This is a genomic window from Pseudoalteromonas sp. MMG024 (assembly GCF_021654175.1).
GTDB lineage: Bacteria > Pseudomonadota > Gammaproteobacteria > Enterobacterales > Alteromonadaceae > Pseudoalteromonas.
This window is the reverse complement of sequence record NZ_JAKFZO010000009.1, coordinates 158798-184142: the sequence shown is the minus strand read 5'-3', so window position 1 is coordinate 184142 and position 25345 is coordinate 158798. Positions and strand designations below refer to the sequence as shown.

At 42.0% G+C, this 25345-nt stretch carries 29 protein-coding genes; 22 read left to right on the top strand and 7 right to left on the bottom strand.

Annotation, left to right across the window (positions count from 1 at the left end):
* Window positions 1-67 precede the first annotated feature (67 nt).
* Entirely contained in the window at window positions 68-370 is a 303-nt protein-coding gene (locus L1068_RS10815; protein WP_232732436.1) for a hypothetical protein, read from the bottom strand.
* Window positions 371-625: 255 nt separating this feature from the next.
* On the opposite strand from L1068_RS10815, the gene L1068_RS10810 reads away from it, so the two are divergent.
* From L1068_RS10810 to L1068_RS10800, 3 genes are all read left to right on the top strand, one after another.
* The gene (locus L1068_RS10810; RefSeq protein WP_237130265.1) at window positions 626-1096 is read left to right on the top strand and encodes a hypothetical protein; all 471 of its coding nucleotides are present in this window, start codon (window positions 626-628) and stop codon (window positions 1094-1096) included.
* Window positions 1097-1228: 132 nt separating this feature from the next.
* Window positions 1229-2974: a methyl-accepting chemotaxis protein gene (locus L1068_RS10805; RefSeq protein ID WP_237130264.1), complete on the top strand. Its 1746-nt coding sequence runs from the start codon at window positions 1229-1231 to the stop codon at window positions 2972-2974.
* A 346-nt stretch (window positions 2975-3320) separates the two neighbouring features.
* Window positions 3321-4940 carry a diguanylate cyclase gene (locus L1068_RS10800; RefSeq protein WP_237130263.1) on the top strand — a complete coding sequence of 540 codons (1620 nt, stop codon included), beginning with the start codon at window positions 3321-3323 and terminating at the stop codon, window positions 4938-4940.
* A gap of 21 nt (window positions 4941-4961) precedes the next feature.
* Here the strand turns inward: L1068_RS10800 and L1068_RS10795 are convergent, their stop codons facing one another.
* Window positions 4962-5606 (bottom strand): VTT domain-containing protein, encoded by a 645-nt coding sequence (locus tag L1068_RS10795; RefSeq protein WP_237130262.1) that lies wholly within the window; start codon window positions 5604-5606, stop codon window positions 4962-4964.
* A gap of 57 nt (window positions 5607-5663) precedes the next feature.
* Window positions 5664-6491, bottom strand: coding sequence for a TIGR02285 family protein (locus L1068_RS10790; protein ID WP_161805648.1), 828 nt, complete (start codon window positions 6489-6491; stop codon window positions 5664-5666).
* A gap of 228 nt (window positions 6492-6719) precedes the next feature.
* Here L1068_RS10790 and L1068_RS10785 point away from each other — a divergent pair, with 228 nt between their 5' ends.
* The 5 genes from L1068_RS10785 to L1068_RS10765 all read left to right on the top strand — a co-directional run bounded on the left by L1068_RS10785 (window position 6720) and on the right by L1068_RS10765 (window position 9592).
* Entirely contained in the window at window positions 6720-7157 is a 438-nt protein-coding gene (locus L1068_RS10785) for a GNAT family N-acetyltransferase (protein ID WP_054978090.1), read from the top strand.
* Between the two features lie 166 nt (window positions 7158-7323).
* On the top strand, window positions 7324-7845 hold the full coding sequence (locus L1068_RS10780) for a GrpB family protein (RefSeq protein ID WP_237130261.1): 522 nt from the start codon (window positions 7324-7326) through the stop codon (window positions 7843-7845).
* Window positions 7846-7888: 43 nt separating this feature from the next.
* Window positions 7889-8293, top strand: coding sequence for an MAPEG family protein (locus L1068_RS10775; protein WP_237130260.1), 405 nt, complete (start codon window positions 7889-7891; stop codon window positions 8291-8293).
* Window positions 8294-8426: 133 nt separating this feature from the next.
* Window positions 8427-8798, top strand: coding sequence for a hypothetical protein (locus L1068_RS10770; protein WP_237130259.1), 372 nt, complete (start codon window positions 8427-8429; stop codon window positions 8796-8798).
* The gene (locus L1068_RS10765) at window positions 8795-9592 is read left to right on the top strand and encodes a PhzF family phenazine biosynthesis protein (RefSeq protein WP_237130258.1); all 798 of its coding nucleotides are present in this window, start codon (window positions 8795-8797) and stop codon (window positions 9590-9592) included. Before L1068_RS10770 ends, L1068_RS10765 begins: the two co-directional genes overlap by 4 nt.
* A gap of 18 nt (window positions 9593-9610) precedes the next feature.
* Here L1068_RS10765 and L1068_RS10760 read toward each other — a convergent pair whose 3' ends face one another.
* Window positions 9611-10018 carry a helix-turn-helix domain-containing protein gene (locus L1068_RS10760; RefSeq protein ID WP_237130257.1) on the bottom strand — a complete coding sequence of 136 codons (408 nt, stop codon included), beginning with the start codon at window positions 10016-10018 and terminating at the stop codon, window positions 9611-9613.
* A gap of 81 nt (window positions 10019-10099) precedes the next feature.
* Between L1068_RS10760 and L1068_RS10755 the strand changes: the two genes are divergently transcribed.
* The 10 genes from L1068_RS10755 to L1068_RS10710 all read left to right on the top strand — a co-directional run bounded on the left by L1068_RS10755 (window position 10100) and on the right by L1068_RS10710 (window position 15538).
* Window positions 10100-10705: a class I SAM-dependent methyltransferase gene (locus tag L1068_RS10755; protein ID WP_237130256.1), complete on the top strand. Its 606-nt coding sequence runs from the start codon at window positions 10100-10102 to the stop codon at window positions 10703-10705.
* A gap of 73 nt (window positions 10706-10778) precedes the next feature.
* The gene (locus tag L1068_RS10750) at window positions 10779-11534 is read left to right on the top strand and encodes an alpha/beta hydrolase (RefSeq protein WP_237130255.1); all 756 of its coding nucleotides are present in this window, start codon (window positions 10779-10781) and stop codon (window positions 11532-11534) included.
* Between the two features lies 1 nt (window position 11535).
* Complete coding sequence (locus tag L1068_RS10745) at window positions 11536-12030, top strand: GNAT family N-acetyltransferase (protein WP_054978027.1); 495 nt, start codon at window positions 11536-11538, stop codon at window positions 12028-12030.
* A gap of 7 nt (window positions 12031-12037) precedes the next feature.
* Window positions 12038-12499, top strand: coding sequence for a DUF523 domain-containing protein (locus L1068_RS10740; protein ID WP_237130254.1), 462 nt, complete (start codon window positions 12038-12040; stop codon window positions 12497-12499).
* Window positions 12500-12511: 12 nt separating this feature from the next.
* On the top strand, window positions 12512-13042 hold the full coding sequence (locus L1068_RS10735; protein WP_054978025.1) for a GNAT family N-acetyltransferase: 531 nt from the start codon (window positions 12512-12514) through the stop codon (window positions 13040-13042).
* Between the two features lie 154 nt (window positions 13043-13196).
* Complete coding sequence (locus tag L1068_RS10730) at window positions 13197-13682, top strand: helix-turn-helix transcriptional regulator (RefSeq protein WP_054978024.1); 486 nt, start codon at window positions 13197-13199, stop codon at window positions 13680-13682.
* Window positions 13683-13690: 8 nt separating this feature from the next.
* Window positions 13691-14101 (top strand): GFA family protein, encoded by a 411-nt coding sequence (locus L1068_RS10725; protein WP_237130253.1) that lies wholly within the window; start codon window positions 13691-13693, stop codon window positions 14099-14101.
* 4 nt (window positions 14102-14105) lie between these two features.
* Window positions 14106-14852, top strand: a complete 747-nt coding sequence (locus L1068_RS10720; RefSeq protein ID WP_152960688.1) for an SDR family oxidoreductase — start codon at window positions 14106-14108, stop codon at window positions 14850-14852.
* The gene (locus tag L1068_RS10715; protein WP_237130252.1) at window positions 14830-15096 is read left to right on the top strand and encodes a hypothetical protein; all 267 of its coding nucleotides are present in this window, start codon (window positions 14830-14832) and stop codon (window positions 15094-15096) included. Before L1068_RS10720 ends, L1068_RS10715 begins: the two co-directional genes overlap by 23 nt.
* 175 nt (window positions 15097-15271) lie before the next feature.
* Window positions 15272-15538, top strand: a complete 267-nt coding sequence (locus L1068_RS10710) for a GNAT family N-acetyltransferase (RefSeq protein ID WP_343221909.1) — start codon at window positions 15272-15274, stop codon at window positions 15536-15538.
* 36 nt (window positions 15539-15574) lie between these two features.
* Here L1068_RS10710 and L1068_RS10705 read toward each other — a convergent pair whose 3' ends face one another.
* A complete protein-coding gene (locus L1068_RS10705) occupies window positions 15575-16186 on the bottom strand; it encodes a TetR/AcrR family transcriptional regulator C-terminal domain-containing protein (RefSeq protein ID WP_237130250.1) in 612 nt (203 codons plus the stop codon).
* A gap of 221 nt (window positions 16187-16407) precedes the next feature.
* Here L1068_RS10705 and L1068_RS10700 point away from each other — a divergent pair, with 221 nt between their 5' ends.
* Together L1068_RS10700 and L1068_RS10695 are read left to right on the top strand one after the other, a co-directional pair.
* A complete protein-coding gene (locus tag L1068_RS10700; protein WP_054978021.1) occupies window positions 16408-17490 on the top strand; it encodes an efflux RND transporter periplasmic adaptor subunit in 1083 nt (360 codons plus the stop codon).
* A 2-nt stretch (window positions 17491-17492) separates the two neighbouring features.
* Entirely contained in the window at window positions 17493-20543 is a 3051-nt protein-coding gene (locus L1068_RS10695) for an efflux RND transporter permease subunit (protein ID WP_237130249.1), read from the top strand.
* A gap of 103 nt (window positions 20544-20646) precedes the next feature.
* Here the strand turns inward: L1068_RS10695 and L1068_RS10690 are convergent, their stop codons facing one another.
* The gene (locus L1068_RS10690) at window positions 20647-21165 is read right to left on the bottom strand and encodes a cytochrome b (RefSeq protein WP_237130248.1); all 519 of its coding nucleotides are present in this window, start codon (window positions 21163-21165) and stop codon (window positions 20647-20649) included.
* Window positions 21162-22130 carry a catalase family peroxidase gene (locus L1068_RS10685; protein ID WP_237130247.1) on the bottom strand — a complete coding sequence of 323 codons (969 nt, stop codon included), beginning with the start codon at window positions 22128-22130 and terminating at the stop codon, window positions 21162-21164. The genes L1068_RS10690 and L1068_RS10685 overlap by 4 nt, the downstream gene beginning before the upstream one ends.
* Window positions 22131-22662: 532 nt before the next feature.
* Between L1068_RS10685 and putP the strand changes: the two genes are divergently transcribed.
* Together putP and proB are read left to right on the top strand one after the other, a co-directional pair.
* Window positions 22663-24141: a sodium/proline symporter PutP gene (putP, locus tag L1068_RS10680; protein ID WP_275419477.1), complete on the top strand. Its 1479-nt coding sequence runs from the start codon at window positions 22663-22665 to the stop codon at window positions 24139-24141.
* Window positions 24142-24144: 3 nt separating this feature from the next.
* A complete protein-coding gene (proB, locus tag L1068_RS10675) occupies window positions 24145-25254 on the top strand; it encodes a glutamate 5-kinase (RefSeq protein WP_237130245.1) in 1110 nt (369 codons plus the stop codon).
* Window positions 25255-25345 lie beyond the last annotated feature (91 nt).

Sequence of the window (25345 nt, the reverse complement as noted above, 5' to 3'; positions counted from 1 at the left end):
TTTGGTAGCCTTGTTAATTCTTTCTATGTTGCTAACCTAATTGCCCGCTAAGTTAACTCAGTTAGTATCAATATCCCCAAATAATGCATACCAGACTTAGCAACACGCCACTAATAATAAGGCTTTGCTGTATTTTTGAATTCACTAATGTGGGTAATTTATAAGACGCTGAAAACAGTTTGCCAATCGGCGTAAAAAAGGTTTTTGGTGCTAAACCAAGGCCGACCAGAATAAGAAAAACAGCAACTATATTTATCAGATCTCGAATATGTAGGTCGTAATAGAAAAAATCATAAATTCCGGTGGCTAAAACTAAACCGCCAATTAAAAAACAAATTACCGTAGCTGTTTGTTCTTTTTCATCGTTCACGTTCAATGTGTATAACTCCTTGTTGTGCTGCTAATTTATAACACGCTTGTTAATGAGTTGTCATCAAATCCATGTGTCATTAATGTTACTAAGTGTTTAAGGTAAGCTGATAATGGTAAGGGAATAATAAGGCTCGCAAGCAACCCGTTATTTTTTTGTCAAAATCCAGTCATTCAACAGGTGTAATGTGGTTCTCTTATTACAACATTCTGATATGCTAACGCACAGCATAATCCTCGCGTATTTAAACATTCAATGAGATACACACTCTTAGCAAGTATTGGTTTATTGTTTTTTACCCAAACCGCGGTTGCAGCAAACGAACTAAAGCCCTTTACCAGTGACGGTTGCAGCGCCTTTCCCGATGGCACGTTTGAACAAAACAGTCTTTGGCTCAACTGCTGTGTTGCGCACGATTTAGCGTACTGGCAAGGCGGCAGTTATCAGCAACGCAAAGATGCCGATATGGCACTTAAAATGTGCGTTGCAGAAGTGGGTGAAAAACAAATAGCAAATTTAATGTTGGCAGGCGTACGCGTTGGCGGCACTCCATTTTTACCTACCACATTTCGCTGGGGCTATGGCTGGCCTTACCCGCGCATGTACGGCGAGCTAACCTTAGATGAACAAAAACAAGTTGCTGAGAAACTTAAACAATTACCCAAAAACAAAGCCATGCTTACAACATCAAATAAAGCGGTGTTGCTACGCGATCTATTGAAATAAGCTGTTTTTTTGTTGGCTGTGCGTCATCAGCCAGAAATTGGAGGTTAACGGCGCTAATTGTAAATTTACAGCTAGCTGAATGTTTAGTCCTGCACTAGTCTTTATTGTGGTTATTCAACAAAGGTAATGACGATGAAGCTAAACTCCATTCGCATTTTAATGACGACCATTTTTAGTGGCATTATCGTATTTGTCTTAGTAGTAACACTGCTTGTAATTAACATGTATAACGCGTTAATTGACGTAGAAGAGATGGCTGATAACCGCTACAAAGCGTATCAACTTGCCGACGAATTACGACAAAGCTCGGACGACCTCACCCGCTTAGGGCGCACTTATGCCGTAACGGGTAACGACAAGTACGAAAAAATGTATATGGATGTGCTAGCAATTCGCAATGGCGAAAAGCCAAGGCCACAGGGCTATCATAAGATCTATTGGGATTTAGTGCTCAATTACGGCAGTAAACCCAAACCAGATGGCGCACGCTCAGTATTACTCGACGAAATGAAAGCCACTGGCTTTACGCAAAAAGAGCTTGACTATTTAACGCAAGCACAGAAGAATTCCGACGGCTTAGTCGCATTAGAAGTCGAAGCAATGAACGCCGTGAAAGGTAAGTTCAAAGACGCGTCTGGCAACTATACAATCAACGGCTCACCCGATTTAGCAAAAGCCATTCAACTCACACACAGTGAAGACTACCACCGCTTTAAAGCGGATATTATGAAACCCGTTGAATCGTTTTTCACCGCCCTCGAAACACGCACCCAAAACAATGTAGAAACTGCCAATAAACGCGTTGAATCCTATTTATATTGGGTAATTGTTATTTTAATTATTACCATATGTTTTAGTTTATTTGGTGTTTATTTAGTGCGCCGTAGAATTGTAAAACCCATTGAATTATTGGGTAAAACGTTTGATGAAATTGGTCGCGCTAACGATTTAAGTAAATCATTAGACGAAACTGGCGCAACTGAAGTACGCGCGGTTGCAAACGTGGTTAACCGCATGCTCAAAAGCTTTCAAAAAACCGTGACGAATATTGGTAGCGCGGGCAATCAAATGTCTCAATCATCACAAGAGGTGGGCGAGTTTATTCGCAATAATAAAGCGATTAGCGAAGAGCAAAATTCACGCTTAGAAACCATCGCTACAGCCGCAGAAGAAATGACCGCAACCTTAAACGAGGTGACATCTAACACCGTAAGCACAGCAGATTATGCCAACCAAGTAGAGCTAGAAGCGCAGCGTGGAATGGAGGTGATGTCACAAACCAGTCAACAATTTGGTGATTTGTCGTCACGTTTTGAGCAAACCGCTAATATTATTTCAGAATTAACAGAGCAAAGTGATCAGGTTGCGAACGTAGTGAGCGTAATTCAGGCGATTGCCGAGCAAACCAACTTACTTGCGCTTAATGCTGCAATTGAAGCAGCCAGAGCCGGAGAGCAAGGTAGAGGCTTTGCCGTTGTTGCAGACGAAGTACGTACCTTGGCGCAGCGAACACAGCAATCTACCGAAGAAATTCGCGATATTATTAACCAGCTTCAAGTTAAAGCCGGTAATGCCAACAGTGCAATTCAACAAAGCCAACAGCAAGTAAGTACCACTGAACAACAGGTAATGGTGTCCTCAGAAGTGCTCGACAGTATTTTTGAAGCGGTCAGAAAAATTAAGGAGCTGACCCAAGGGGTTGCAACCGCATCACAGGAGCAACTTACGGTAACCGAAGACATAAATGCCAATATCAATGGCCTGAGTGATATATCAAAAGAGGCCGTTGATAGAATGAACGAATTTATGGCGGTGGTTGAAATGCTTGAACAAACCAGCGAACGTCTTAATGAGAATTCTCGCGAATTCACGGTATAACATATGTTTATAATTGGCACTTAAGGCAAAACATCATTAAGTGCCAACAAACGTTCACTCTCGAGATTAAATAATGCTTACCGTAAGTGTAAAGCCCCATTACACTTCCTGCACAGTCGCAAATCAACCAATCACCCTTAGTACTCCTTGCTCCTTTAGCCAAATATCGGAATAAAATTTAACGCAAAAACCAATAAAAATAACAATTAGAAAAACCTTAACTAGTAACGCTTGAAAATAACTATTTTCATTCGCTCTACGCAAAGTTAAATCCTTTCCTATACTCATAAATAAGAGCGTTAAGCCACAACGCGCTACTCTCACATTTTTTGCTACAGGTTTGTGTATGTTTAATTTTATCGCGCGAAGTTTGCGTATTAAGTTACTACTTATATTCGTAATCATGCTACTTGCGTTCTCAAGCGTGCACTTAGTGATCCGTGAATATTGGACTATTCCGCAACTAGTCGCACTTGAAGTAGAAAAAGATAAAAAGGATATTTACAAACTCAATTCTGCGCTGCTTAGAGTTTACAACGAACTTGAATTACTGGTGTACGATAACGCCGTGTGGGATGAACTTTATAACGTGATTCTGACACGTGATTTAGACTATTTGGAAACTAACTTTTTTATTCCTAAATCGTTTGTTTCACTAAAAATAAATGGCATGAGTTTTTTTGACCAAAACCAAACGCTTATTGACGAATTAGCGATAGATCAAAACAACAATCCACTATCAAGCTCCCCTTTTAAATCAATACCGCCAAGCCTTAAAAAAAACTTGCTGATCAGCAAACAAGAAATGATAAACAACGGGCAACAAACATTATTTAAGCAAGGGCTAATTACCCTTGATGACAGACTTATTTTGTTCGTAAGCGGGAGTGTTTTACCATCATCTGGCGTGGGTGACTTAGCCGGCACAATGTTAGTATGGAGTTATTTTGATGGCAAAATTGCACACCAACTTAGTGAAATAACCCAAACTACAGTCACTGCTGCACAAGCTGACACTTTCTCTGCCACAACGCCTGTTATCGATTTTAATCAGCTGGATGCACAAACCCATATTCGCACCAAACTTTCGAATATTCATGTGAAATTTAATGACATATTCAATAAGCCAGCGTTGATCCTGAGTTATCCCACACCCAAACGAATGTTTGACGACAGCCCATTTGAAATGTCGATGGTTATGGCGCTATTAATGTCGTTGGTCGTACTTCTTATTATCTATTTTATTCTTACCATTATGATTATTGAACCGCTCAATAAGCTTAAAGCCACCGTCAGGGAAGTGATGGAGCGCGGTAATTTTCAGCTCAAAACCAATTTAGAACGCACCGACGAAATAGGCCGTTTAGCGCTGCTTATTGATGTGCTATTTAATAAAGTACATGTGCAACAACATGCACTAAAACATAACAACCGCCAATTAAAACGATTAAGTGATACCGATCCGCTTACTGGCATTGCTAACCGCCGCGCCATGATGCAAGTGTTAGAAAAATTAACCCCATCCGCTATGCCAATTAGTGTGATCATGTTAGATGTTGATTACTTTAAAAAATTCAACGATAGCTACGGCCACCAGCAAGGTGACTTGGCGTTAAAACACGTCGCTAAAACCTTAAAGCACCATACTCGCCGGCAAAGTGATGTAATTGCACGCTATGGTGGCGAAGAGTTTGTGGTTGTGCTGCTCAACACGTGCCAAAGTGATGCGCGCAACATGGCATACGCCATACGTGAAGCAATAGAGGGACTTGCCATTGAGCACAAAACGTCTTTGATTTCGCAATTTTTAACCGCATCAATTGGCGTTAGCTGTTGCGATGAGTTTGATAGCTTTTCTATTGAAACGCTATTGCACCAAGCTGATAGCGCACTGTATAAAGCCAAAGAGCAAGGCCGAAACTGCGTAGTGGATTACAACAGCGAAATGCACAAACATGCGGTTTAGCCTCAACTCGGTTAACACACTTTACGTTAATAGCTGGCGCTTCGCTTTCGTTACTTTGCTAAACACAAACCAACCACTCCAAAATAACGCGGTTAAACCAATTGCGGTGAAAATTGCAGGTTTGGGATTTTCAACCGAACTAATCGAACCTGCATAGCAGGCAATAACAGCATAAGGTACCGTACTCACCAACCACAAAATGCAAAACTTCATAAAAGGCATTTTGGTCATACCCGCCATACACGCTGAAACTTCGGGCAAAATTGGCGTCGCTCTTGAAAGTAAAATCACTACTGCGCCATGTTGCTGAAACATATTAACTGCATCAATTTGCTTTTGCTGATCGTTTACTAAAAAGCTCAAAAGAAAGTGACCATAGCGCCTACTTAAGCCATAGCCACAACCTCCCGCAAGGCTCAAGCCTACTACAGCGCTTATCGACCCAACAAATGGGCCAAGAAAAAACCCTGCTAGCAACATCACAGTTAACGTTGGAATAGCAATAAATAAGTCTGCAAACAGCAGTAATACAATAACGACACAAACATAAATTGCATCAACCGATTTGGCCATTTCAAACCACGCTTCTACTTTTGAGACGGTTACCAAGCCGGTTGATTTTAAAACAACGAAAGTTGAGGCAAAAAATGTCGCTAATGTCAGCATGTATTGCTAACAAAAAACACCACAAACCTAATACCGCTAACAACGCCTAACCAAACGCTAATATTCCTTTAAATACGGTTTTAATGTTGGCGCCATATGCTGAGGTAACCAACGCAACATTATAGTTGTAAACTGCTTACTGTGGTTAAGCTTTGCAAGTGCTTCATCAATCGCTTTTATTACAATATCGCCTTGCGGGTTTTTGCTACAACCAATATATCCGGTTGCTACCGCTTTTGCTTCTTGCACGCTTAATTGCGTGAGCTCATTATTGGCGTCCATCAATTTGCTTAAATAGGCGTGTTCGCTGGGGTAGCCCAAAATAATATCCACCCGCCCTTTTAATAACATATAGGTTAAACTTTCAAGCGAGTCGCGGCCCGCGCGAGTAGATAGCTGTTCGCTAGGCGATGATTTTAGTATTGCATCTATTTCTTTACTGTATGACCGATTAAGTGTGGTGCCCACGGTTAAACCGCGATTTAAAATTAAATAACGCAACGACACATCAGTGCTGTTGCCAAGCTCTAATTTATCAACCAATGATTTACGCATGGCAATAGCAGGCGATAACCCAAGCGTAGAATATTGCTCGGTAAAGCGAATAAACTGCTCGCGTTCTTGATTACGATACAAAGACGCCATACAAAACACCTGATCACTCCTGCCAAGCGCTTTCACCGCTCGACTTGCCGGCATAACATGACGTTTAAATTTATAACCCACTAAGTTTTTAGAAACCAAATCAATTACTTGCTCGTCTCTTCCCTGACCCATGTATTCGCCTTTTAAAATATAGTAAGGAGGGTAATCAACCACAATCCAATTGATCACTTCAGCTAGGCAATACGTGGGGAGCAGCAATACAAGTAACAAAATGCGCACTTTTTTCGCCTCAAATTTAACCACGCTATAAGTCTAGGCTAACACGCTAAAATTTCTTCATAAGAACAAATTTAACTAATAAATAGAGTGTTTATACCAGAGCGTGCTGACCTTTACGGACTAGCGCTTAAATATGAGCAAAACTTAAATACATCGCTTTATGCTGTTTCACGGGGTAAACTAATTTTTCGCGGCTGCACATCAATTTCAGTCACAAAGAGAAATACCATGATTGTAGAAAATGTGCTTCCTAACGACTACGCAGAATTGCTAGCTGTTTGGGAAAATTCAGTCCGAGCAACGCATGACTTTATTACAGAGCAGGACATTGCGTATTTTAAACCCATTATTTTAACGCAGGCGTTTCCAGCGGTAACGCTAAAATGTGTTAAAAATGATTTGGGTGGAATATTAGAATTTATTGGCGTTCATCAACACAAAATTGAAATGTTGTTTGTGCTTAATGCGGCACGTGGTCAAGGCATTGGTACATTATTGTTGAATTATGCCATTGATCAGTTAGCGGTAAACAAAGTAGATGTTAACGAGCAAAACCCTCAAGCTGTTGGTTTTTATCAACACAAGGGATTTCGCGTTAATGCCCGCTCGCCAATTGATGATTTGGGTAAACCCTTTCCAATATTGCATATGACATTGCAGCCTTAAACAATAACCATATAACACGGCTCGGTTGGTCGTCACCACATTGTTAAAACATAAGCCCAAAGCTAATAACTTTGGGCTTTTGCGTTTATGTAAAAGTCTATTTATCGTTGTTGATATGCCTAATTAAAAGACAGCGTTTTAATCAAAAAACAATAAAGGAAGTAGCATGCGAAAAATCGAGATTATGGATTACACACCACAATGGCATGAACACTTCGAGTGTGAAGTCGCATTAATTTCACCCATACTTGGTGGTAACTTAATCGCAATTGAGCATATTGGCAGTACGTCGGTGCCTAATTTGGCGGCAAAGCCAGTGATTGATATTTTGCTAGAAGTAAAATCTCTCGATGTGCTCGACACATGCAACGCAGCACTTCAATACATTGGCTACAAAGCCAAAGGGGAAAATGGCATTAGTGGTCGGCGCTACTTTCAAAAAGGTGGCGATAAACGCAGTCATCATATTCATGCCTTTGCAAAAGGAGATGAGCACCTCTTTGAGCATCGCGTTTTTCGCGACTACCTTATTGCGATGCCAAATACCGCTACTGAATACGCTCAAATCAAACAAAATGCAGCAATAAGTTGTAACAATAACAATGCGTTATATTGTGAATTAAAATCAGATTTTATTGCCCAACACCTTGCTCTTGCAGTACAGTGGCATCACAAAAATAATCTTTAAACGGAACTGGCGTATTTAACCCTATTTTATACACAACAATATCATGGTCGACCTAACTCAATATCACCTTGCCCTGTTAGCCCTTGGCTTAACCGCAATGTTAATGATAGTGCAGCTGTTAATTGCCGATGTACTGGCAATTGTAAAAAAGCACCCTCCCGGATTTCCAGTTGAACACAATCACGCAAATTTATTATTTCGTGCCAATCGCACTCATCTAAACATTAATGAAAGCATTGCCATTTTTATTTTAAGCATAGCGTTTGCGATAGCCATTAATGCCAATAGCAATGTGGTTAACGGAGCCGCGTTCAGCTACTTTGTTGCACGCGCCCTGTATACACTTTGTTATTACTTAAATTTAAAATTATTGCGTAGCGCATTATTTGCCATCAGTTTAGTGGCACTTATTGTGATAAATATCGCAGGTTTTGTTGCGTGGTTTTAGTAACTCAGCAATATCACGCTTGAAAAATAACCATTTGAAATAATAACAATTAACCATAAAGTAATAAATTTAAAAACAACGGCAAATACCAAGCTGTTTATTTACGCTAAAAACGCGCCTTTTAGGAAATATTATGTTTAGCCAGCAAGTACTCTATGTAACCATTAAAAAAGACCACATCACCATTGATAACTTTTCAGCGGCAAAGCAGCACAGCATTAGCGGTGAATTTTCAAATCAGCGCTTAGCTATCGCACATTTTCAAACTTGCGAAGCCAAACTTAAAGAAGCTATCAGCCAAGTACAAACTAAATCGCTGCTGCAAACACTCACCTTAGTGATGCATCAACAAGCACTGAACGACGGTGGTTTGTGTGAAATTGAAGAGCGTATTTTGCTTGAACTTGGCTTAGGTGCTGGTGCAAGCAAAGTATTTATTTGGCAAGGGCAACCACTCACAAGCGAGCTAATCACACAAAAAGTTTACGAGAAGGGGCAATCATGAAACTTGAAATGCAGGTGATTGATGCATTCACCAACGAGCGATTTAAAGGCAACTCTGCAGCGGTGATCATTACCGATGATTGGCTAAGCGACAGCCAAATGCAAAATATTGCCAGTGAGAACAACTTATCAGAAACCGCTTATTTAGTGAAAAATGAGGCTAATGTTTATCATATTCGCTGGTTTTCGCCACTTACCGAGATTGATTTTTGCGGCCACGCTACGCTTGCATCGGCCTTTGTTCTATTTTCTAACTATCCAGAAATGTCAGAATTTACCTTTTTCGCAAGCGCCGTCGGCGAAATGACCATAGTGAAAAATGCCCTCGGCCGCATTGAAATGGACTTTCCAAATCGTAAACCAATACCCGTTGAGCCAAACCATGTGCCCGCGGCATTACTTGAAGGTTTATCACATACGCCACTTGAAGTGCTTAAAAATGACCAAGCCTATTTCGCTATTTATGATAATGAAGAAATTATCAACGCGATCATCACCGATTCTGACAAGCTAAAACTTCTCGCGCCATATGACGTTACGGTGAGTGCACCAAGTAAAGACTTTGATTGCGCATCACGCTATTTTTGGCCAGCTAATGGCGGCGATGAAGATCCGGTAACCGGCTCTATTCACACAGGGCTTGCCCCTTACTGGGCTGAAAAGCTCAATAAACAGCAAATTGTAGCGCTGCAAGCATCAAAACGCAGCGGCATTATATATTGTGAGGTAAACGACAGCCGCGTCAAAATCTCTGGTGACGCAGTGCAATACCTTACAGGCACCATTACAATTTAAGCAAAATCAACAATGATATTACTTCAGCTTGCTCGGCTTAGCTTTTAGGCGTTTACCCGCAAGGTTTAAAAAACGCTGAAACGTTGGGCAAGCTAAATGATGCGGCGCGCTGCACTGTGCAGCGTGGCGCAAGCCATCTCGTATTGCCGTCATCGATTTAATTTGTTTATCAAGCTCATCTGCTTTTTCAAGCAATAACGAGCGATTCACCTCAACGCCTTTCGGCAACAGCATTTCAGCAATTTCATCGAGCGACAAACCAACGTAACGCCCCAAATTAATGAGCGCTAACTTCTCTAATACCTGTTTGTCGTAATAACGGCGCAATCCATTGCGACCTGCAGAGCGGATCAGCCCTTTTTCTTCGTAATAACGTAAGGTTGATGGTTTTAAACCCGATTGTTTAGCAACTTGTGCAATATCCATAATTTTTCTCACGTGCACTTGACTTAAAGTCGACTTGAAGTAATACCCTTATTCTATTGTTTAAATTAACAGGCGTAAATCATGACCTTTGACAGCATGTGGGACACACGATTTTCAAACAGCGAATATGCTTACGGCACACAAGCAAATGACTTTTTAAAGCAACACGTTTCATCACTTAAAGCAAGCAAAGTGCTCACTCTTGCAGAAGGCGAAGGACGCAACGCAGTATTTCTTGCTCAGCAAGGTTTTGAGGTCTGCGCCGTCGACGCATCAATCAAAGGATTAGAAAAAGCAGCGCAATTAGCTGACAAGCACAACGTAAACATAGAGTTTATTCACGCTGATTTAACCAACTTTGATTTAGGCGAAAACAAATGGGATAGCATCATCTCAATTTTTGCCCCGTTTTCACAAGCGCATAGGCGTTTACTTCACGCCAATGTGGTTAAAAGTTTAAAACCAAACGGAGTATTTTTACTTGAAGCCTACACACCCGAGCAAATTCATTTAGGCACAGGCGGCGGCAACGATATCAGTACTATGATCACAACAACGCAGCTTAAAAATGAATTAACCGGATTAGATTTCGCATTGCTACAAAGCCTTAAGCGCACTGTTATTGAAGGTGCATTTCATACCGGTGAGGCAGCTGTGATCCAAGCAATCGCACGGAAATCACTATAAATCATATAGCTAAAATGTTAAAAAGACGCTCAATCAAACGTTTAAAAACAATAATTTATGAAAAGGAAGATTCATGCGTTTTTCTCTTGCGTTAAGCATGTTGTTAGGCCTTGCAAGTTATGCGGTTAATGCCAAAAATAGTGACCTGAGCGTGTTTGATAAATCACGCGACCGTCATATTCCAGTGACAGTCTCAAAGCCTATAAATTCAGCAAGTTGCACGCAAAAAAATCAATGCCCGGTCGCCATAATTAGCGCGGGATATGGGATTAAACACACCGAATACCAATTTATTGAAACTTTGCTTAATAAAAATGGATTTTTAACTATCGCTGTAGGGCACGAACTGCCCAATGACCCACCGCTCTCAGTCAGCGGTGACTTATACCAAACGCGCAGTGAAAATTGGCAACGTGGCGCACAAACACTGCGCTTTGTTAAATCACACTATGCCAACAAATACACACACTATAACTTTAATGCACTCACGTTAATCGGCCATTCAAACGGTGGCGATATTTCGTCGTGGCTTGCCAATGAAAACGTCGATTATATCGAGCACGTAATCACTATAGACCATCGCCGTGTACCGCTTCCTCGAAATAAAAATATTAAGGTACTTTCAATTCGTGGCAGCGACTTCCCAGCCGATAAAGGCGTGCTTTATAGCGAAAGCGAAACTCAGCAACTACCTGTATGTGTTGTTAAAATTGCAAAATCTCGTCATAACGATATGTACGACGGTGGTCCTAAGTGGTTAAAACAAGCAATAAACACACACATCACGCAGTTTTTAAACAACCAACCTTGTCATTCTAAAAGCGAGTAATATGAAAGACCTGTGCTTGTTCAATAGTCAACGACTCACGGTGTCGGCGTTAAAGCAAACGCTAAACCATGCAGAACTTAACCAGCTGATTGCGATTTTAAGTCCCGAGGTAACACGTCACCTACCACCTAGTTTTCACGGGATTACAACACCTGTTGATGCAAAGGTTTGGTTAAATGAACAAGCACAAACAAGCCAAGTTTATGGCATTTATCACAATGCCGAGTTAACACTGATTGGCTTATTTATAATTTATGAAGACAAGGGCCACGCACATATTGGTTATTTATTTAACGCGCAATATTGGGGCAAAGGTTACGCCAGTGAACTACTAAAAGCACTTATTCACTATGGCAAAGCAAAAACACAGTGGCGCGTAATACACGGTGGCGTAAGCATTGATAATCCAGCATCGGCGCACGTGCTAAGCAAAATGGGGTTTACCAAAACGCCTTCTAACACCAGCGATATGCTGCAGTTTGAATTAGCGCTTTAATAAACTGATGCAAAAATTACTAATAAGCAGTTGTTTGTTTGGCAATCCTGTACGCTACAACGGCAAAGCCCTCGCCCTTGAGTTACAAACACTTAAACAGCATTTTGAACTTTTGCCTTTTTGCCCCGAAGTAAGCGCAGGTTTGCCAATTCCAAGGCCGCCTGCTGAAATTATCTATCGCCAAAAACACAATACCACACGCGTTATACAAGATGACTGGCTCGATGTGACCGACGCATTTATAAAAGGTGCAAAACTCACCTTAGCATTTTGCCAAACACACAATATTAAATTGGCGTTATTAACCGAACTTAGCCCTAGCTGTGGCAGCACTGAAATATATGACGGCACCTTTACGGGCAGTAAAATAAGTGGGCAAGGCGTCACTGTACAGCTGCTAAACCAGCACGGCGTAAAAGTATTTAATCAGTTCAATATTAATGCTTTAATTGAACGGGCTAAACAATAAGGAACACCAAACATGGACATCAACTACCGCGTTGCCAATCAAAGCGATACCTCAGCAATTGCGTCTCTTCACACACAAAGTTGGCAAAACACCTACCATACTATGTTAAAAGCCGAATACTTAAACCAAGTTGCCCCAAGCGAGCGTTTAACGCTTTGGCAATCTCGTTTGGCTACTGAAAATAGCAAGCAGCATGTGATTATTGCGTCTCATCAAAACAAACTCGTTGGCTTTATTTGTGTTTACGCCGATCACGAAGCTGAGCTTGGCAGCTTGCTCGATAACCTACATGTCGATGGTCATTATCATGGTAATGGCATCGCCAAGCAGCTAATGTCTATGGCAACACAATGGCTACAAGCAAACGCTAAACACCCAAGCATCTACTTAGAAGTGCTATCAGGAAATCATCACGCCATTAAAGTGTATGAAAAGTTGGGTGCTAAACGAGTCAAAGCAGGCGTATGGCATGCGCCATGTGGTTCAGTGGTCGATGAATTTGTTTACCAATGGTCGGATAAAACACAATTAAGTGAGTACTAACACTCACTATAACCACCACTTTATTTGACTGTCGCTAAATTGTCAGATAGATGACGGGCGAATGTCATTAAGATGTCTGGTATTTGTCAGCGCAGTCGGTACACTAAATTTTTATGCTGTTCCTTATCAACCTACACCGATAAGGAAATACATCATGAGTTTATTTGTGAAACTAGATAATAAGAAAATACAACAACTGCGCTTACAACACTGTTGGAGTCAAGAAGAGCTGGCAGTCACGGCGGGGTTAAGTATTCGCACCATTCAGCGTGTTGAAAAAAATGGCAACGCCTCGCTCGAAACCAGTAAAGCGTTGGCCGCGGTGTTTGAGCTAACCCCCGCGCAACTGCAGCAACAATCAAATATTGAACATATTACCTTTGCCTTTTTAATTAAGTACGGCTGGATTGCCGCATTTGCCATTTCAAGTGTGATGTTTGGTTTGTGGATTGTCGATATTCTGATCCCTACGCTAAAAGGCGCCAATTTTGATGCCCAATATGAATTGCACGGAAATTTTCGTTATTTGGATTTTGGTGGCATCAGCTTTGTGATAGGGTTTGTGTGGTTAAGCATTAACATTTTTGTTGATTTTCAAGCGCGTAAAAAGCAGCTATCAAATTCAACTCCCTCAGTTTAAGGACAAATATGTATTCTGCCACTTGCCTATGCGGCGAAGTTCACATGACACTTAACGGCCCAATCAGCGATATTATTCATTGCCACTGCTCACTATGCAGAAAATCAAGCGGCACCGCCTTTGCGACCAATGGCTTTATTGACTCGCAGTCGCTAACAATCGAAAAAGGGCAAGAATTCATTAACTCTTTTGAAGTTAAACCGGGTAGAAAACGTCATTTTTGCAAGCAATGCGCGTCTCCACTTTATAGCTCAAATGCGGATGACCCAACACGTTTACGCCTGCGCTTAGGTGTGCTTGACTGCGATATTGTTGAACGCCCAATGTCTCATAACTTTGTTGATTCAAAAGCCAATTGGGATAGTTTAAACATGGATTTGCCACACTACAACGAGTTCGAGCCAAGTCGCTCAAAATAGCATTATGAATAAAGACACAATAAACAAAGTTGTTTTAGTTACCGGTGCTTCTCGCGGTATTGGCGCCGCTACGGCAAAACTGCTCGCTAAGCGTGGTTATCGTGTCGCTATTAACTATGTTAAAAATGACGATGCCGCAACAGATGTTGCAAATGAGATAAAACAAAACGGCGGAATGTGCGATACATTTTGTTCAGATGTCACAAACGAAAACGCAGTTACTCACCTTTTTGATGACATTGAAGCGAATTTGGGCAAAGTGAATTATCTCGTTAATAACGCAGGCATTTTATTTAAACAAAGCACACTTTCAGATATTTCCCTTGAGCGCTTTTTAAATACCGTTAACGGTAATCTTACCAGCACCTTTTTATGCGCAAAAGAATTTATAAAACGTTGCCCGAGTGATGGCGCAATTGTGAATGTATCTTCGGGTGCATCGCAATCAGGCGCGCCCTTTGAATACGTTGACTACGCCGCGGCAAAAGGCGCGGTAGATTCACTGACCCGTGGCCTTGCCCTAGAAGTTGCCGAGCGCGGTATTCGTGTTAACGCTATACGCCCAGGACTTATTTATACTGATATTCATAGCGACGGCGGCGAACCAACGCGCGTTGACCGACTCAAAGAAAAAATTCCACTTAAGCGTGGCGGGCAACCTATTGAAGTGGCAAACAGCATCGCTTATTTATTATCAGACGACGCCTCATTTATCACCGGAAAAATACTTGATGTTACAGGTGGCATCTAACAATGCGTTCCCCTTTCAAGTACAACAAATTACCGCCTCCGAAACGATTAGCGTGCGTCATCAAGTACTGTGGCCAGAAAAACCAATGGATTTTTGCCAACTACCGGAAGACCAAAACGCCATCCACTTTGGCATTGAAATCAAGCGAGAGTTAGGGTCTATTGACCTTTCAAGTTCATTTTTGCAGCAGTTTGATTGGGGTTTATACAAGGCAGAGGCTGTGTGGCATAGTTACTCTATGTGAGTCAGCCGATAACACAGTAGAAAGCCCAATCAAGCGCTGCCGAACGGTTCTTTTGAGCGCACTTTTCTCATTGTTGCTCGATATTCGCTTAGATTGCTAGGCCACACATCGAGCGCCGCGATAAAAGCACGGTCAACAAGAACAAAAATAGAACAGCAAAGATCAACAGACCCTAATATGTGTAGCATCGTTATTTATCAATAAAAACGAAGCGCGTTTGCGCAAATTTGCCACCTTGCCTAGTTACCAAAACCAGGGTCTCGGTAGCGAACTTTTACAGCATATTTTAAGCGATGTTAAAAAGCGAAATATTGAAAAATTTTGGCTTGATGCCCGCGAAACAGCCGTACCTTTTTATCGTCGATTTGGCTTAACTGTTGAGGGTGAGCCCTTTTTAAAACACCACCTAACTTACGTCAAAATGGTACTAAGCCTTCGTTAATGCGGAAACATTTACGCTAAAACCGCGTTAATCCATTTAAATTTCGTAGTAGCTTAAAAACAAGTCCAGAGTATCATTTGTTAGCTCACGCATTTGTTCTTCATTGAGTCGCTCATCAAAATGTAACACCTGCGGCCAAAAAGCTTGCCCTTTTAACAAACCAAGTAATTGCTCAGACACTAGATACGGGTCTTTTTTGCGAAACTTTCCATCTTCCATAGCATGTCTAAGCCAACGAATAAGCGTTGTTTCTTGTTCAAAGAACTCACGCAACTCACCATTAGACATCTCTGGGTTAAATAAGCAGTGACCCATCGCCACGCGAATTAAATCAAGTGTGCCTTGATCGCACATAAACTGAAGTTCGTTGGCAATCAACTCGCTCAGCTGACTGCGCAAATCTCGATTTTTATCGTATTCAAACTCATACGTCAGAATATTCTGACTCCAAATATCACGAATAATGTGAGTTACCAAAATCTCTTTACTTTCAAAGTGATTGTAAACAGTACGCTTTGATACTTGCGCAGTTTCGGCAATTTTATCCATGCTGGTGTCGCTTACACCATATTGCTGGAATGCCGTTTTTGCGCCATCAATAATCGCTTGGCGTTTTTGCATACTGCGGCTGATTTTGGCTTCGCTCATGATTTGGTCTCTTAGAAAAGTTGGAAATTATTTTTACACTAATTGGTTTACTTTTCAATTGCGACCAGTAAACTACACCGCACAGTTTACTTGATCAATGATTGTACTGAAGCGTCTTTAGCCGTTAACGGTTTTCTATTTTAGGTTTTAAATGCTTTAAAAATCATAAAGATAAAATCAAGTTCGTTTTATTAAACTTTGACAACTAAGCAACAATGACTATGAAAACTCACTTTTTTACCTCTGCGACCCGTGTAAAATTAGTCGCACTTTCGCTGTTAACTTTGTTTTTGCAAGCATGTTCCGACGCCCCTGCCGAACAACTTACTGTAGAAAAAGTACAAGCCGTTAAGCTAGTACCTGCTGTAAGCAACGCCAAATTGGTTAACCGTACTTTCCCTGCAGAAGTGTCGGCAGTAAAAACCGTCGATTTAAGTTTTGAAGTATCTGGTCGTTTAATCCAAACACAGTTAATGACAGGTACGCTGGCAAACCAAGGTCAACTGCTTGCACAAATAGACCCAACCCCGTTTAAACAACGCGTACAAGAAGCCGAAGCTCGCTTAAGTCAGGCAACACGAGATTTAGAACGTATTGAAGCAACGGCAAAAAACGGTTTGGTATCTCAAAGTCAGTTAGATAACGCAAAAACCAACTTTGAACTGGCCGATATCGCGCTTAAACGCGCTGAAAAAGATCTCAGTTACACCACCTTACTCGCGCCATTTAACGCGCAGATCTCAGAACGTTTCGCTGAAAAAGGAAACTACGTACAAGCCGGCGATATTGTGGCTCGCCTACAAGATGTTTCGCGCTATTACTTTAATGTGAATGTACCGGAGCGTTTAGTAAGTAAATACAAAGAGGGTTCGTTAGTTGGCGCTAATGCACATATTATTTCGGCGCCCGATAAAATTTACCAATTAGAATACATTGAGCATGCCACTCAGCCCGACCCAATTACACAAACATACAAGGTGGTATTTGCCGCACAAGCCAATGATACCAATTTAACCCCAGGTGCCCGTGCGGTTGTACAAGTAAGCCTTGAAAATCAGAGCGACGAGCAACATTTACTGGTGCCATTTAACGCTTTACAAGGTAATGATAGCGAGGGTTTTCATGTTTGGAAATTCAATCGCGACACAGCACAAGTAAGCAAGACAAACGTCGATGTGTTATCGGTTAAAACCCGTTTTGCAGCCATTAAAAGTGGTATTACCGAAGGTGATTTAATAGTAGCCGCAGGCGCCGCACAAATGCGCGAAGGCATGATTGTAAAACCCTATAAAGCGGAGCTATAACTGTGGATATCGCTCGTTATTCAATTAGAAACCCGGCCAATGTATGGCTGCTGGTGATTGTATTATTAATTGGTGGCACCCTTGGTTTAAGCAATATTGGTCGCTTAGAAGACCCGGCATTTACCATTAAGCAGGTGCAAGTTGTAACCCAGTTTCCGGGCGCTAGTGCGCAAAAAGTTGAGCGCGAAGTCACCGAGCAGCTTGAAATTGCGCTGCAACAAATGCCGCAACTTAAACAGCTAACGTCTATTTCAAAACCCGGTTTGTCGGAAATTACCGTTGAAGTAAAACCAAACTTCGACTCAAACGAGTTACCGCAAATATGGGATGAGCTGAGAAAACGACTGCGCGATGTCACCAGCATTTTGCCATCAGGTAGCCACGCACCAACGGTTTACGATGACTTTGGTGATGTTTACGGCATGTATTACGCGCTCAGTGCGCCTGAATTTAGCCCGCAAGAGTTACGTGAATTTGCCCGCATTATTCGCCGCGATTTACTCATCACCGAAGGCGTTGCCAAAGTGCAAGTCAGTGGTGTACAACAAGAGCAATTGGTGGCTTACATTAACCCATATCAGTTGTCGGGCTTAGGTATTTCATTTCCAGAGATCACCGCACTACTTGAAGAAAATTTAAAACCATTTAATGGCGGTCGTATTCAACTAGAAGGCCGCAGCCTGCGCTTAATTGTTGAAAACCCGCTAGATCAAATTGAAGAAATTTATAACCTAACAATTGTTGTACCGGGTACTAACCAATCATTTAAAATTCGTGATATTGCTGAGCTTAAATTTGAACCGCTCGATATCCAGCCTACGCTTATTCGCTACCAAGGTAACGAAGCAATTACCCTTGCCGTATCGGCGTTAAACGATGTCAACATTGTTGAAGTGGGCAAGCGCGTGAATGCTAAAGTGGCCGACTTGTTAAACGAGCTGCCTGCAGGCATCACACTGACCCCAATTTACGACCAAGCCAATATTGTTGATGAATCTGTAAAAGGGTTTATTAATAATCTAATCATGTCGGTGATTGTTGTAACCTTAACGCTAATGGTATTTATGGGCTGGCGCTCAGGCGTGGTGGTTGGCTCGGTATTGTTAATTACAGTAATGGGCACCGTATTAATTATGTGGCTGATGGGTTTGCAGTTACAGCGTATTTCGCTGGGCGCTATGGTAATTGCTATGGGGATGCTGGTTGATAATGCCATTGTAGTTGCCGAAGGTATGATGCTGCGCATGAAACAAGGCAAAAAAGCGCTTGAAGCCGCAAGCTTTATTGTAAAACGTACGCAATGGCCATTATTAGGTGCAACAGTAATCGGAATCGCGGCCTTCTCGGGCATTGGTTTATCAGACGACGCAACGGGTGAGTTTCTTTACTCGCTATTTGCGGTGGTGTTAATTTCACTCATGCTCAGCTGGGTATTAGCAATCACCGTAGTGCCGCTATTTGGTAAATACTTTTATAAAGTGGAGCAGCAATCTGATACACAATCTGGCCACAGTGCATTTTACCGTGGTTATATCGCCCTACTGCACAGCGCACTTAAATTAAGATGGATTACGGTTGCGGTACTGTTTGCTATTACTTTTGTTGCCTACGCCAGTTTTGGTTTAGTGAAACAAGGTTTCTTCCCGCCTTCAAATGCACCTATTTTCTTTGTGCATTATTGGGGGCCACAAGGGCAAGATATTCGCGAAACCACCAAAAAAGTAGCCGATACCGAAAAAATGCTGCTGCACTTTGATGAAATAAAGTCAGTAACCAGCTTTGTTGGCCGTGGTGCAGATCGCTTTACCTTAACTTATGCGCCACAACAACCAAACGAAAGTTACGGCTTTTTCTTGGTACGCACCCACCAGCGCGATGAAATTGACGGTGTGATTCAGCAGTTAACTAAGCTGATGCCAGATATCGATCTCAACGCCCATTTTTATACCGAACGCATGCAGTTTGGCCCAGGTGGCGGTGCTAAATTAGCAGCGCGATTCTCAGGCCCAGATTCTGAAGTACTACGCCAGTTAGCCCGTGAAGCTGAAAACATTATGCTAAACGATGGCAAAATTCGCGATATTCGCCATGATTGGCGTGAAAAAGGCTTAGTGTTAAATACCCATTATGATTCGGTAAACGCGGGCATTGCAGCGGTTTCACGTAATGATTTTGCACAAACTATTCAATATGCTTCAACGGGGCTGGAACTTGGCCGCTTGCAAGATGGCGATTACAGTTACGCCATTACCGCCAAAGTTGCAAGCTCAGGCCAATCGGAAACCGAAGCTATTGAAAACAGCTTAGTGTGGAGCTCATCACAGCGTAAATACATTCCATTTAGGCAAGTATCTACTGGCTTAAAACTGGAAAACGAAGAGACTCAAATTCACCGCCGCGACCGCGTAAGAACCATTACGGTACTTGCCGACCCGGGCTTTGATGAAACCGCAGGTAAAGCATTTGCACGTATCAAACCGCAAATTGAAGCGATGCAACTACCTGCTGGCTATAGCCTAGAATGGGGTGGTGAATACGAGTCATCACGCGATGCACAAAAAGCACTTGGTACAGGCTTGCCTGCGGGCTTTTTAGTGATGCTGTTGATTTCTATTGTGTTGTTTGGCCGCGTGCGCCAGCCACTGATTATTTGGTTAGTTGTGCCAATGGCTGCGGTAGGTGTGGTAACTGGTTTACTTGTTACCGATATGCCGTTTGGCTTTATGTCACTGCTGGGTTTCTTAAGTTTATTTGGCATGTTAATTAAAAATGCCATTGTTTTACTTGAAGAAATTGACCTGCAAATCAAAGAAGGCAGCGTACCAAACGAAGCTATTTTATCGGCCAGCGCGTCACGTTTACGCCCTGTTGCACTGGCTGCGATTACCACCATTTTAGGTATGGCGCCGCTTTTAAGCGATGCGTTCTTCGCCGATATGTCGGTAACCATTATGGGTGGTTTAGCATTTGCAACCTTGCTCACACTGATTGCCGTGCCTGTGTTCTATAGCATTTTTTACCGCTTAAGCTATCGTAAGGTGAAAGTAAATTAATACTTTGCTAGCTGAATAAAAGCAAAATTAAAAAAGCGAGTTAGGGTTTCCCAACTCGCTTTTTTGTTATCGATAACGTCGCCATGTAAAAAAACAATAAACATTAAAGCATGCGTTTTAAAGTATCGTCCTTTTTAATAAAGTGATGATACAGCGCACCCGCGACATGCATCAAAATTAGCAAGGCAAAAACAGTAATAAATAAGCTGTGTAATTCACGAAACAGGCCATAAAGCACAATGTTTGGTTCGCTTTTCACGCCAATGCTCACTATGCCAAAAAACGAGATTGGCTTACTGGCAAAATACTGTGACAAAATGCCCGTTAGTGGCACTGCACACATCAGGCAATAAAGTAGAAAATGCACACCGCTTGCTGCCATTTTCTGCAACTTAGATTCATCACCGCTCTTAGTTACCGGCGTTGAGCTAAATTTGGTGCACATACGCAGCACAAATAATACTAAAGCAACTAAGCCAAACGCCTTATGTAGCGCCAGTAAACTGGGTTGCCATGGTTCAAGTGAACTAACCATAGTTAAACCTGCAGCAAACAACGATACGAACATCATCGCCATTACCCAGTGTAATAGTCTTAAACTTAAGCTGTGTTTAGCAATCATTGCAGCGCCTCCAGCAGTTTTTCTTTCGCTCTGCGACGATAAGACTCTGCATATGCAGCAGAGCGCGCATTCAAGATGGGATCTTGAGTCGCGACAACGCCTGTTGGTAAAGTTAGCGGATCAAAGTTTATGTCGTGGCAGCGCGCATCTTCGCTGGCATCGATAGTTTTAATCTTGAGCACTCCCGCAGATATCTGTTCGCGTGAGCTTGGCCAAATTACCGCAGGATTAGTTTCATCATCGTCAGTACTGGCTAAAGTAAATACCCAATTAAAGGATACAGGCCCACCTGCTAAACGGTTTGCCAACTCATCAAACAGCGCGTTATTACTATTTGCAAGAGTATTTGGTGTGTTATCGCTAGGCATAACATGCCACCTAACAGCGTGTTTATTGCTTTGATTATCAATCAAATAGAACGCATTTATGCTGTTGTATTGCTCAAGAGCAAAACTCGAAGACGGTGTGTAGCTGGCTTTCCAATTTAAAAAGTCTTTACTTTCAGGATGCTCATTAAAAAATGCTTTAATCGCAGCAGGTCCTTGCTTAATTGCCACAATTTGATGATAAAAATCATGTGCATTAGTGACCGCCATCGCAGGCGGTGTATTCATGGCAATACGCCACTGCTCAGTGCTGCTTAAATTAAAACTCAACGCTAGGCTGCGCACTGGCGCTTTTAAATCTGGCGCTGTTGGATTACTACCCGCAATTGAAAAGCGACCAACAAAAGCAGTCGTACCAGCTTCAAACAAGCTTGCTTTTGTGTAGGGTGCAAGTGCGCCATTAGCGACAAACTCGCCTGTTACACACGCACCTTTCGCATGCGCACGGCGAAAACCAGCAAACGGCTTATTGCCTTCTTGCAAGTCGACAAATTGCTGCGCAGTGACTTTTTCCTGTGCAACTAAATTGGCAGACAACACCAAGCCCGACCAAGATAAAAATTGAATAAGTGTTTTCAAATGTGCCCCTTAACTTTAATAAACCACGATAAAGTTCACATCCATACCAATCGCTGAAAATGCAAACATAACTAAAAGAGTGTAGCCGATTGGCATAAATGCACCGTCTATACGGTATAAACCAGAAAACAGGCCAATTTATTTCACCGATTTAGCCTTATTTGCTTCGACTTCAAATTAATATTTGTTTATCTAACTAAATCTAAATAAATCTAAATAAATCATAAAAACGTTAAAAATAAATTAGATCAATATAAACAAATACTTAAACACACTTCCTGTGTTGATCAAGTTTTATTCACTTGAAATTAGAGCTCAAATAATTAGAATTGTAATTAATTTTAACCATATGAGGTAAATATCATGAGTACTAAAACGGATCTTTTTGGGTACCTTTCTTTTAAATTTATCGCCGCTGTAAGTTACTTATTAGCCGCGGGTTCTCTTGCTAAAAAGCGAATCTCAGGTGACTCACTAGGGCGCTACGCAAATTCTCAAAACAAATAACATAATTAATTAGTACTAAAATAAAATGTTCGATTACGCGACTTTTTCTATTTTATTATATTTCGCCCTGCTAATTTTCATTGGCGTTTATGCCATGAAAAAATCCACATCAGATAACGGTGAATATTTGCTCGGTGGGCGCAATGTCAGCGCCAAAGTGACCGCATTGTCAGCTGGTGCCTCAGATATGAGTGGCTGGATGTTGATGGGTCTACCAGGTGCCGCTTATGTTAGTGGATTAGGCAGTATTTGGCTTGCAGTTGGCCTAGTGTTAGGTGCGTACGTGAACTATCACATAGTTGCGCCTAAGCTTCGTGTATTTACAGAACTTGCAGATGATGCGCTGACTATTCCCGAGTTCTTTTCGAAGCGCTTCGCTCTTGAAAAAGGCAGTGTCAGACTAATTGCATCGATTGTTATTATTGTATTTTTTACAGTTTATACCGCATCTGGCCTAGTCGCCGGTGGTAAATTGTTTGAATCAGCATTTAATATTGATTACACCATTGGCATTGTTGCTACCGTAAGCATTGTCGTGATTTACACTGTGCTTGGCGGTTTCCTTGCGGTCAGTTTAAGTGACTTTATTCAGGGCGTAATCATGCTCATTGCGCTGATTGCCGTACCTATGGTGACCTTCAGTAACTTTGATGCTAAAGCTGCCAGTAACTTCACCCAATCAATGTCGTTTGATTTTGGCAATGTTGAATTGCTTGCCGCAATCAGCTTAATGACATGGGGCCTTGGTTACTTTGGTCAGCCACACATTATCGTGCGCTTTATGGCAATTGATAGCCATGAAAACTTAGCCAAAGCACGCAAAATCGGTTTATCGTGGATGACGATTTCGATTATTGGTGCGCTAGTAACAGGCCTTGTTGGTGCAAGCTTTATCGCCAATAGCGAGCAATCAGTATCTGATCCCGAAACCATTTTTATCTTTCTATCGCAGTTTTTGTTCCACCCATTTGTAGCAGGTTGGCTGCTTGCAGCAATTTTAGCTGCCATTATGAGCACCATTTCGTCACAGCTATTAGTGTCGTCGAGCTCACTGGTTGAAGATATCTATAAGAGCTATGCGAAGCGTCAGCCAAGCAGTAACGAACTGCTCATGATTAGCCGCGTGTGCGTGCTCGTGGTTGCCGTTGTGGCATCATTTATTGCGCTAGACAGCAATAGCAGCGTACTTAATTTAGTATCAAACGCATGGGCCGGTTTTGGCGCAGCATTTGGCCCACTGGTAATCTTTAGTTTGTGGTGGAAAAAGCTAACGCACAGCGGCGCAGTAGCCGGTGTAGTTGTTGGTTCACTCACCGTACTACTTTGGGCATACGTACCGCTACTCGAAAATGGCGAAACCTTAAGTGTTTACTTTTACGAGTTACTACCAGGTTTTGTAGCAAGTTCACTGGCAATCGTACTCGTTAGCCTGAACACGCAGCAGCCAGACCAGCAAGCTATCAAATGGTTCGACGCAACAAACGCCAAGCTCCAAGAGGCTTAATTTATGCAACAAAATCTTAAAAATATCGGCTGGAAACGGATTGTGATTAAAGTGGGAAGCGCATTAATTGCGCCTCACCGCGATGGATGCAGTAGCCAGTATTTATTAAGTATCGCAAATTTTATTGTACGTTGCCGTGCATCGGGTATTCAGGTGGTATTAGTATCATCGGGCTCGGTCGCCGCAGGCGCGCACTTATTTAATAACGTCGACAACTCGTCAATGATAGTGAAAAAAGCCATGGCGGCAGCAGGTCAGTCAGAAATGATGGCAACTTGGGATAGATTATTTGATTTTAATACAGCCCAAGTACTGCTTACCCATGCCGATTTACGCAATCGCGACCGCTTTGAAAGTGTGCGCGATACGCTGACTGCGTTATTACATAACGATATTCTGCCAATCGTAAATGAAAACGATACAGTAACCACCGACAAGCTAAAAGTGGGTGATAACGACAATTTATCAGCAATGGTGGCAAGTGCCGCTTACGCCGATGCATTGATTATTTGCTCTGATATCGACGGGCTTTATACCGCTAATCCTCATGAGGACAAAAGCGCAACGCTGATTCCTGATGTAATGCGTATTGATCCTGAAATTTACGCAATGGCAGGCGGTGCAACCAGCGATGTAGGTACTGGCGGTATGAAAACCAAAGTACAAGCAGCTGAAAAAGCAGTTTCACACGGTATTAATACATACATTGTTAACGGCTTTAGTGAAGCGACGTTTAATACGTTATTACAAGGCGGTAACCCAGGCACCTTGTTCCACGCCATCGAAACACCGATGCAAGACCAAAGTCACTGGATGAAACACACCACCAAAGCACAAGGTGAATTGGTTGTTGAAGACACATTTGCGATGCAAAAACAAAGCGACGATCTCATTACGCCGCAAGATTTGGTGAATGTGATTGGTGATTTTTCAGCTGGCGAAGTGGTACTACTTCGTAAAGAAAACGGCGACAAACTTGCCAAAGTAAAAAGTAATTACAGCAGTTGCTTACTTAATTTTGTGGCCGAGCAAGACAACGATGCCTTGTCTGAGAAGCTGCATGACTCAGCAGCGCCTATTCTCTCTGAGCAATATGTATCTTTAAGTAATTAGCAACTAACTTGCACCGTAATTGTTTGACCCTATCAAACATAATTACAACCCAACAAAGGGGTTAGCATAGCGCTAACCCTTTTTATATTGC

What these genes read in the sequence shown, in the direction of transcription:
- L1068_RS10690 (WP_237130248.1), bottom strand. Translation starts at nt 21,165, where the DNA reads ATGATTGCTAAACACAGCTTAAGTTTAAGACTATTACACTGGGTAATG.
- L1068_RS10765 (WP_237130258.1), top strand. Translation starts at nt 8,795, where the DNA reads ATGAAACTTGAAATGCAGGTGATTGATGCATTCACCAACGAGCGATTT.
- L1068_RS10705 (WP_237130250.1), bottom strand. Translation starts at nt 16,186, where the DNA reads ATGAGCGAAGCCAAAATCAGCCGCAGTATGCAAAAACGCCAAGCGATT.
- L1068_RS10785 (WP_054978090.1), top strand. Translation starts at nt 6,720, where the DNA reads ATGATTGTAGAAAATGTGCTTCCTAACGACTACGCAGAATTGCTAGCT.
- L1068_RS10780 (WP_237130261.1), top strand. Translation starts at nt 7,324, where the DNA reads ATGCGAAAAATCGAGATTATGGATTACACACCACAATGGCATGAACAC.
- L1068_RS10805 (WP_237130264.1), top strand. Translation starts at nt 1,229, where the DNA reads ATGAAGCTAAACTCCATTCGCATTTTAATGACGACCATTTTTAGTGGC.
- L1068_RS10750 (WP_237130255.1), top strand. Translation starts at nt 10,779, where the DNA reads ATGCGTTTTTCTCTTGCGTTAAGCATGTTGTTAGGCCTTGCAAGTTAT.
- L1068_RS10730 (WP_054978024.1), top strand. Translation starts at nt 13,197, where the DNA reads ATGAGTTTATTTGTGAAACTAGATAATAAGAAAATACAACAACTGCGC.
- L1068_RS10735 (WP_054978025.1), top strand. Translation starts at nt 12,512, where the DNA reads ATGGACATCAACTACCGCGTTGCCAATCAAAGCGATACCTCAGCAATT.
- L1068_RS10770 (WP_237130259.1), top strand. Translation starts at nt 8,427, where the DNA reads ATGTTTAGCCAGCAAGTACTCTATGTAACCATTAAAAAAGACCACATC.
- L1068_RS10800 (WP_237130263.1), top strand. Translation starts at nt 3,321, where the DNA reads ATGTTTAATTTTATCGCGCGAAGTTTGCGTATTAAGTTACTACTTATA.
- L1068_RS10740 (WP_237130254.1), top strand. Translation starts at nt 12,038, where the DNA reads ATGCAAAAATTACTAATAAGCAGTTGTTTGTTTGGCAATCCTGTACGC.
- L1068_RS10725 (WP_237130253.1), top strand. Translation starts at nt 13,691, where the DNA reads ATGTATTCTGCCACTTGCCTATGCGGCGAAGTTCACATGACACTTAAC.
- L1068_RS10745 (WP_054978027.1), top strand. Translation starts at nt 11,536, where the DNA reads ATGAAAGACCTGTGCTTGTTCAATAGTCAACGACTCACGGTGTCGGCG.
- L1068_RS10810 (WP_237130265.1), top strand. Translation starts at nt 626, where the DNA reads ATGAGATACACACTCTTAGCAAGTATTGGTTTATTGTTTTTTACCCAA.
- L1068_RS10755 (WP_237130256.1), top strand. Translation starts at nt 10,100, where the DNA reads ATGACCTTTGACAGCATGTGGGACACACGATTTTCAAACAGCGAATAT.
- L1068_RS10700 (WP_054978021.1), top strand. Translation starts at nt 16,408, where the DNA reads ATGAAAACTCACTTTTTTACCTCTGCGACCCGTGTAAAATTAGTCGCA.
- proB (WP_237130245.1), top strand. Translation starts at nt 24,145, where the DNA reads ATGCAACAAAATCTTAAAAATATCGGCTGGAAACGGATTGTGATTAAA.
- L1068_RS10775 (WP_237130260.1), top strand. Translation starts at nt 7,889, where the DNA reads ATGGTCGACCTAACTCAATATCACCTTGCCCTGTTAGCCCTTGGCTTA.
- L1068_RS10720 (WP_152960688.1), top strand. Translation starts at nt 14,106, where the DNA reads ATGAATAAAGACACAATAAACAAAGTTGTTTTAGTTACCGGTGCTTCT.
- L1068_RS10760 (WP_237130257.1), bottom strand. Translation starts at nt 10,018, where the DNA reads ATGGATATTGCACAAGTTGCTAAACAATCGGGTTTAAAACCATCAACC.
- putP (WP_275419477.1), top strand. Translation starts at nt 22,663, where the DNA reads ATGTTCGATTACGCGACTTTTTCTATTTTATTATATTTCGCCCTGCTA.
- L1068_RS10795 (WP_237130262.1), bottom strand. Translation starts at nt 5,606, where the DNA reads ATGCTGACATTAGCGACATTTTTTGCCTCAACTTTCGTTGTTTTAAAA.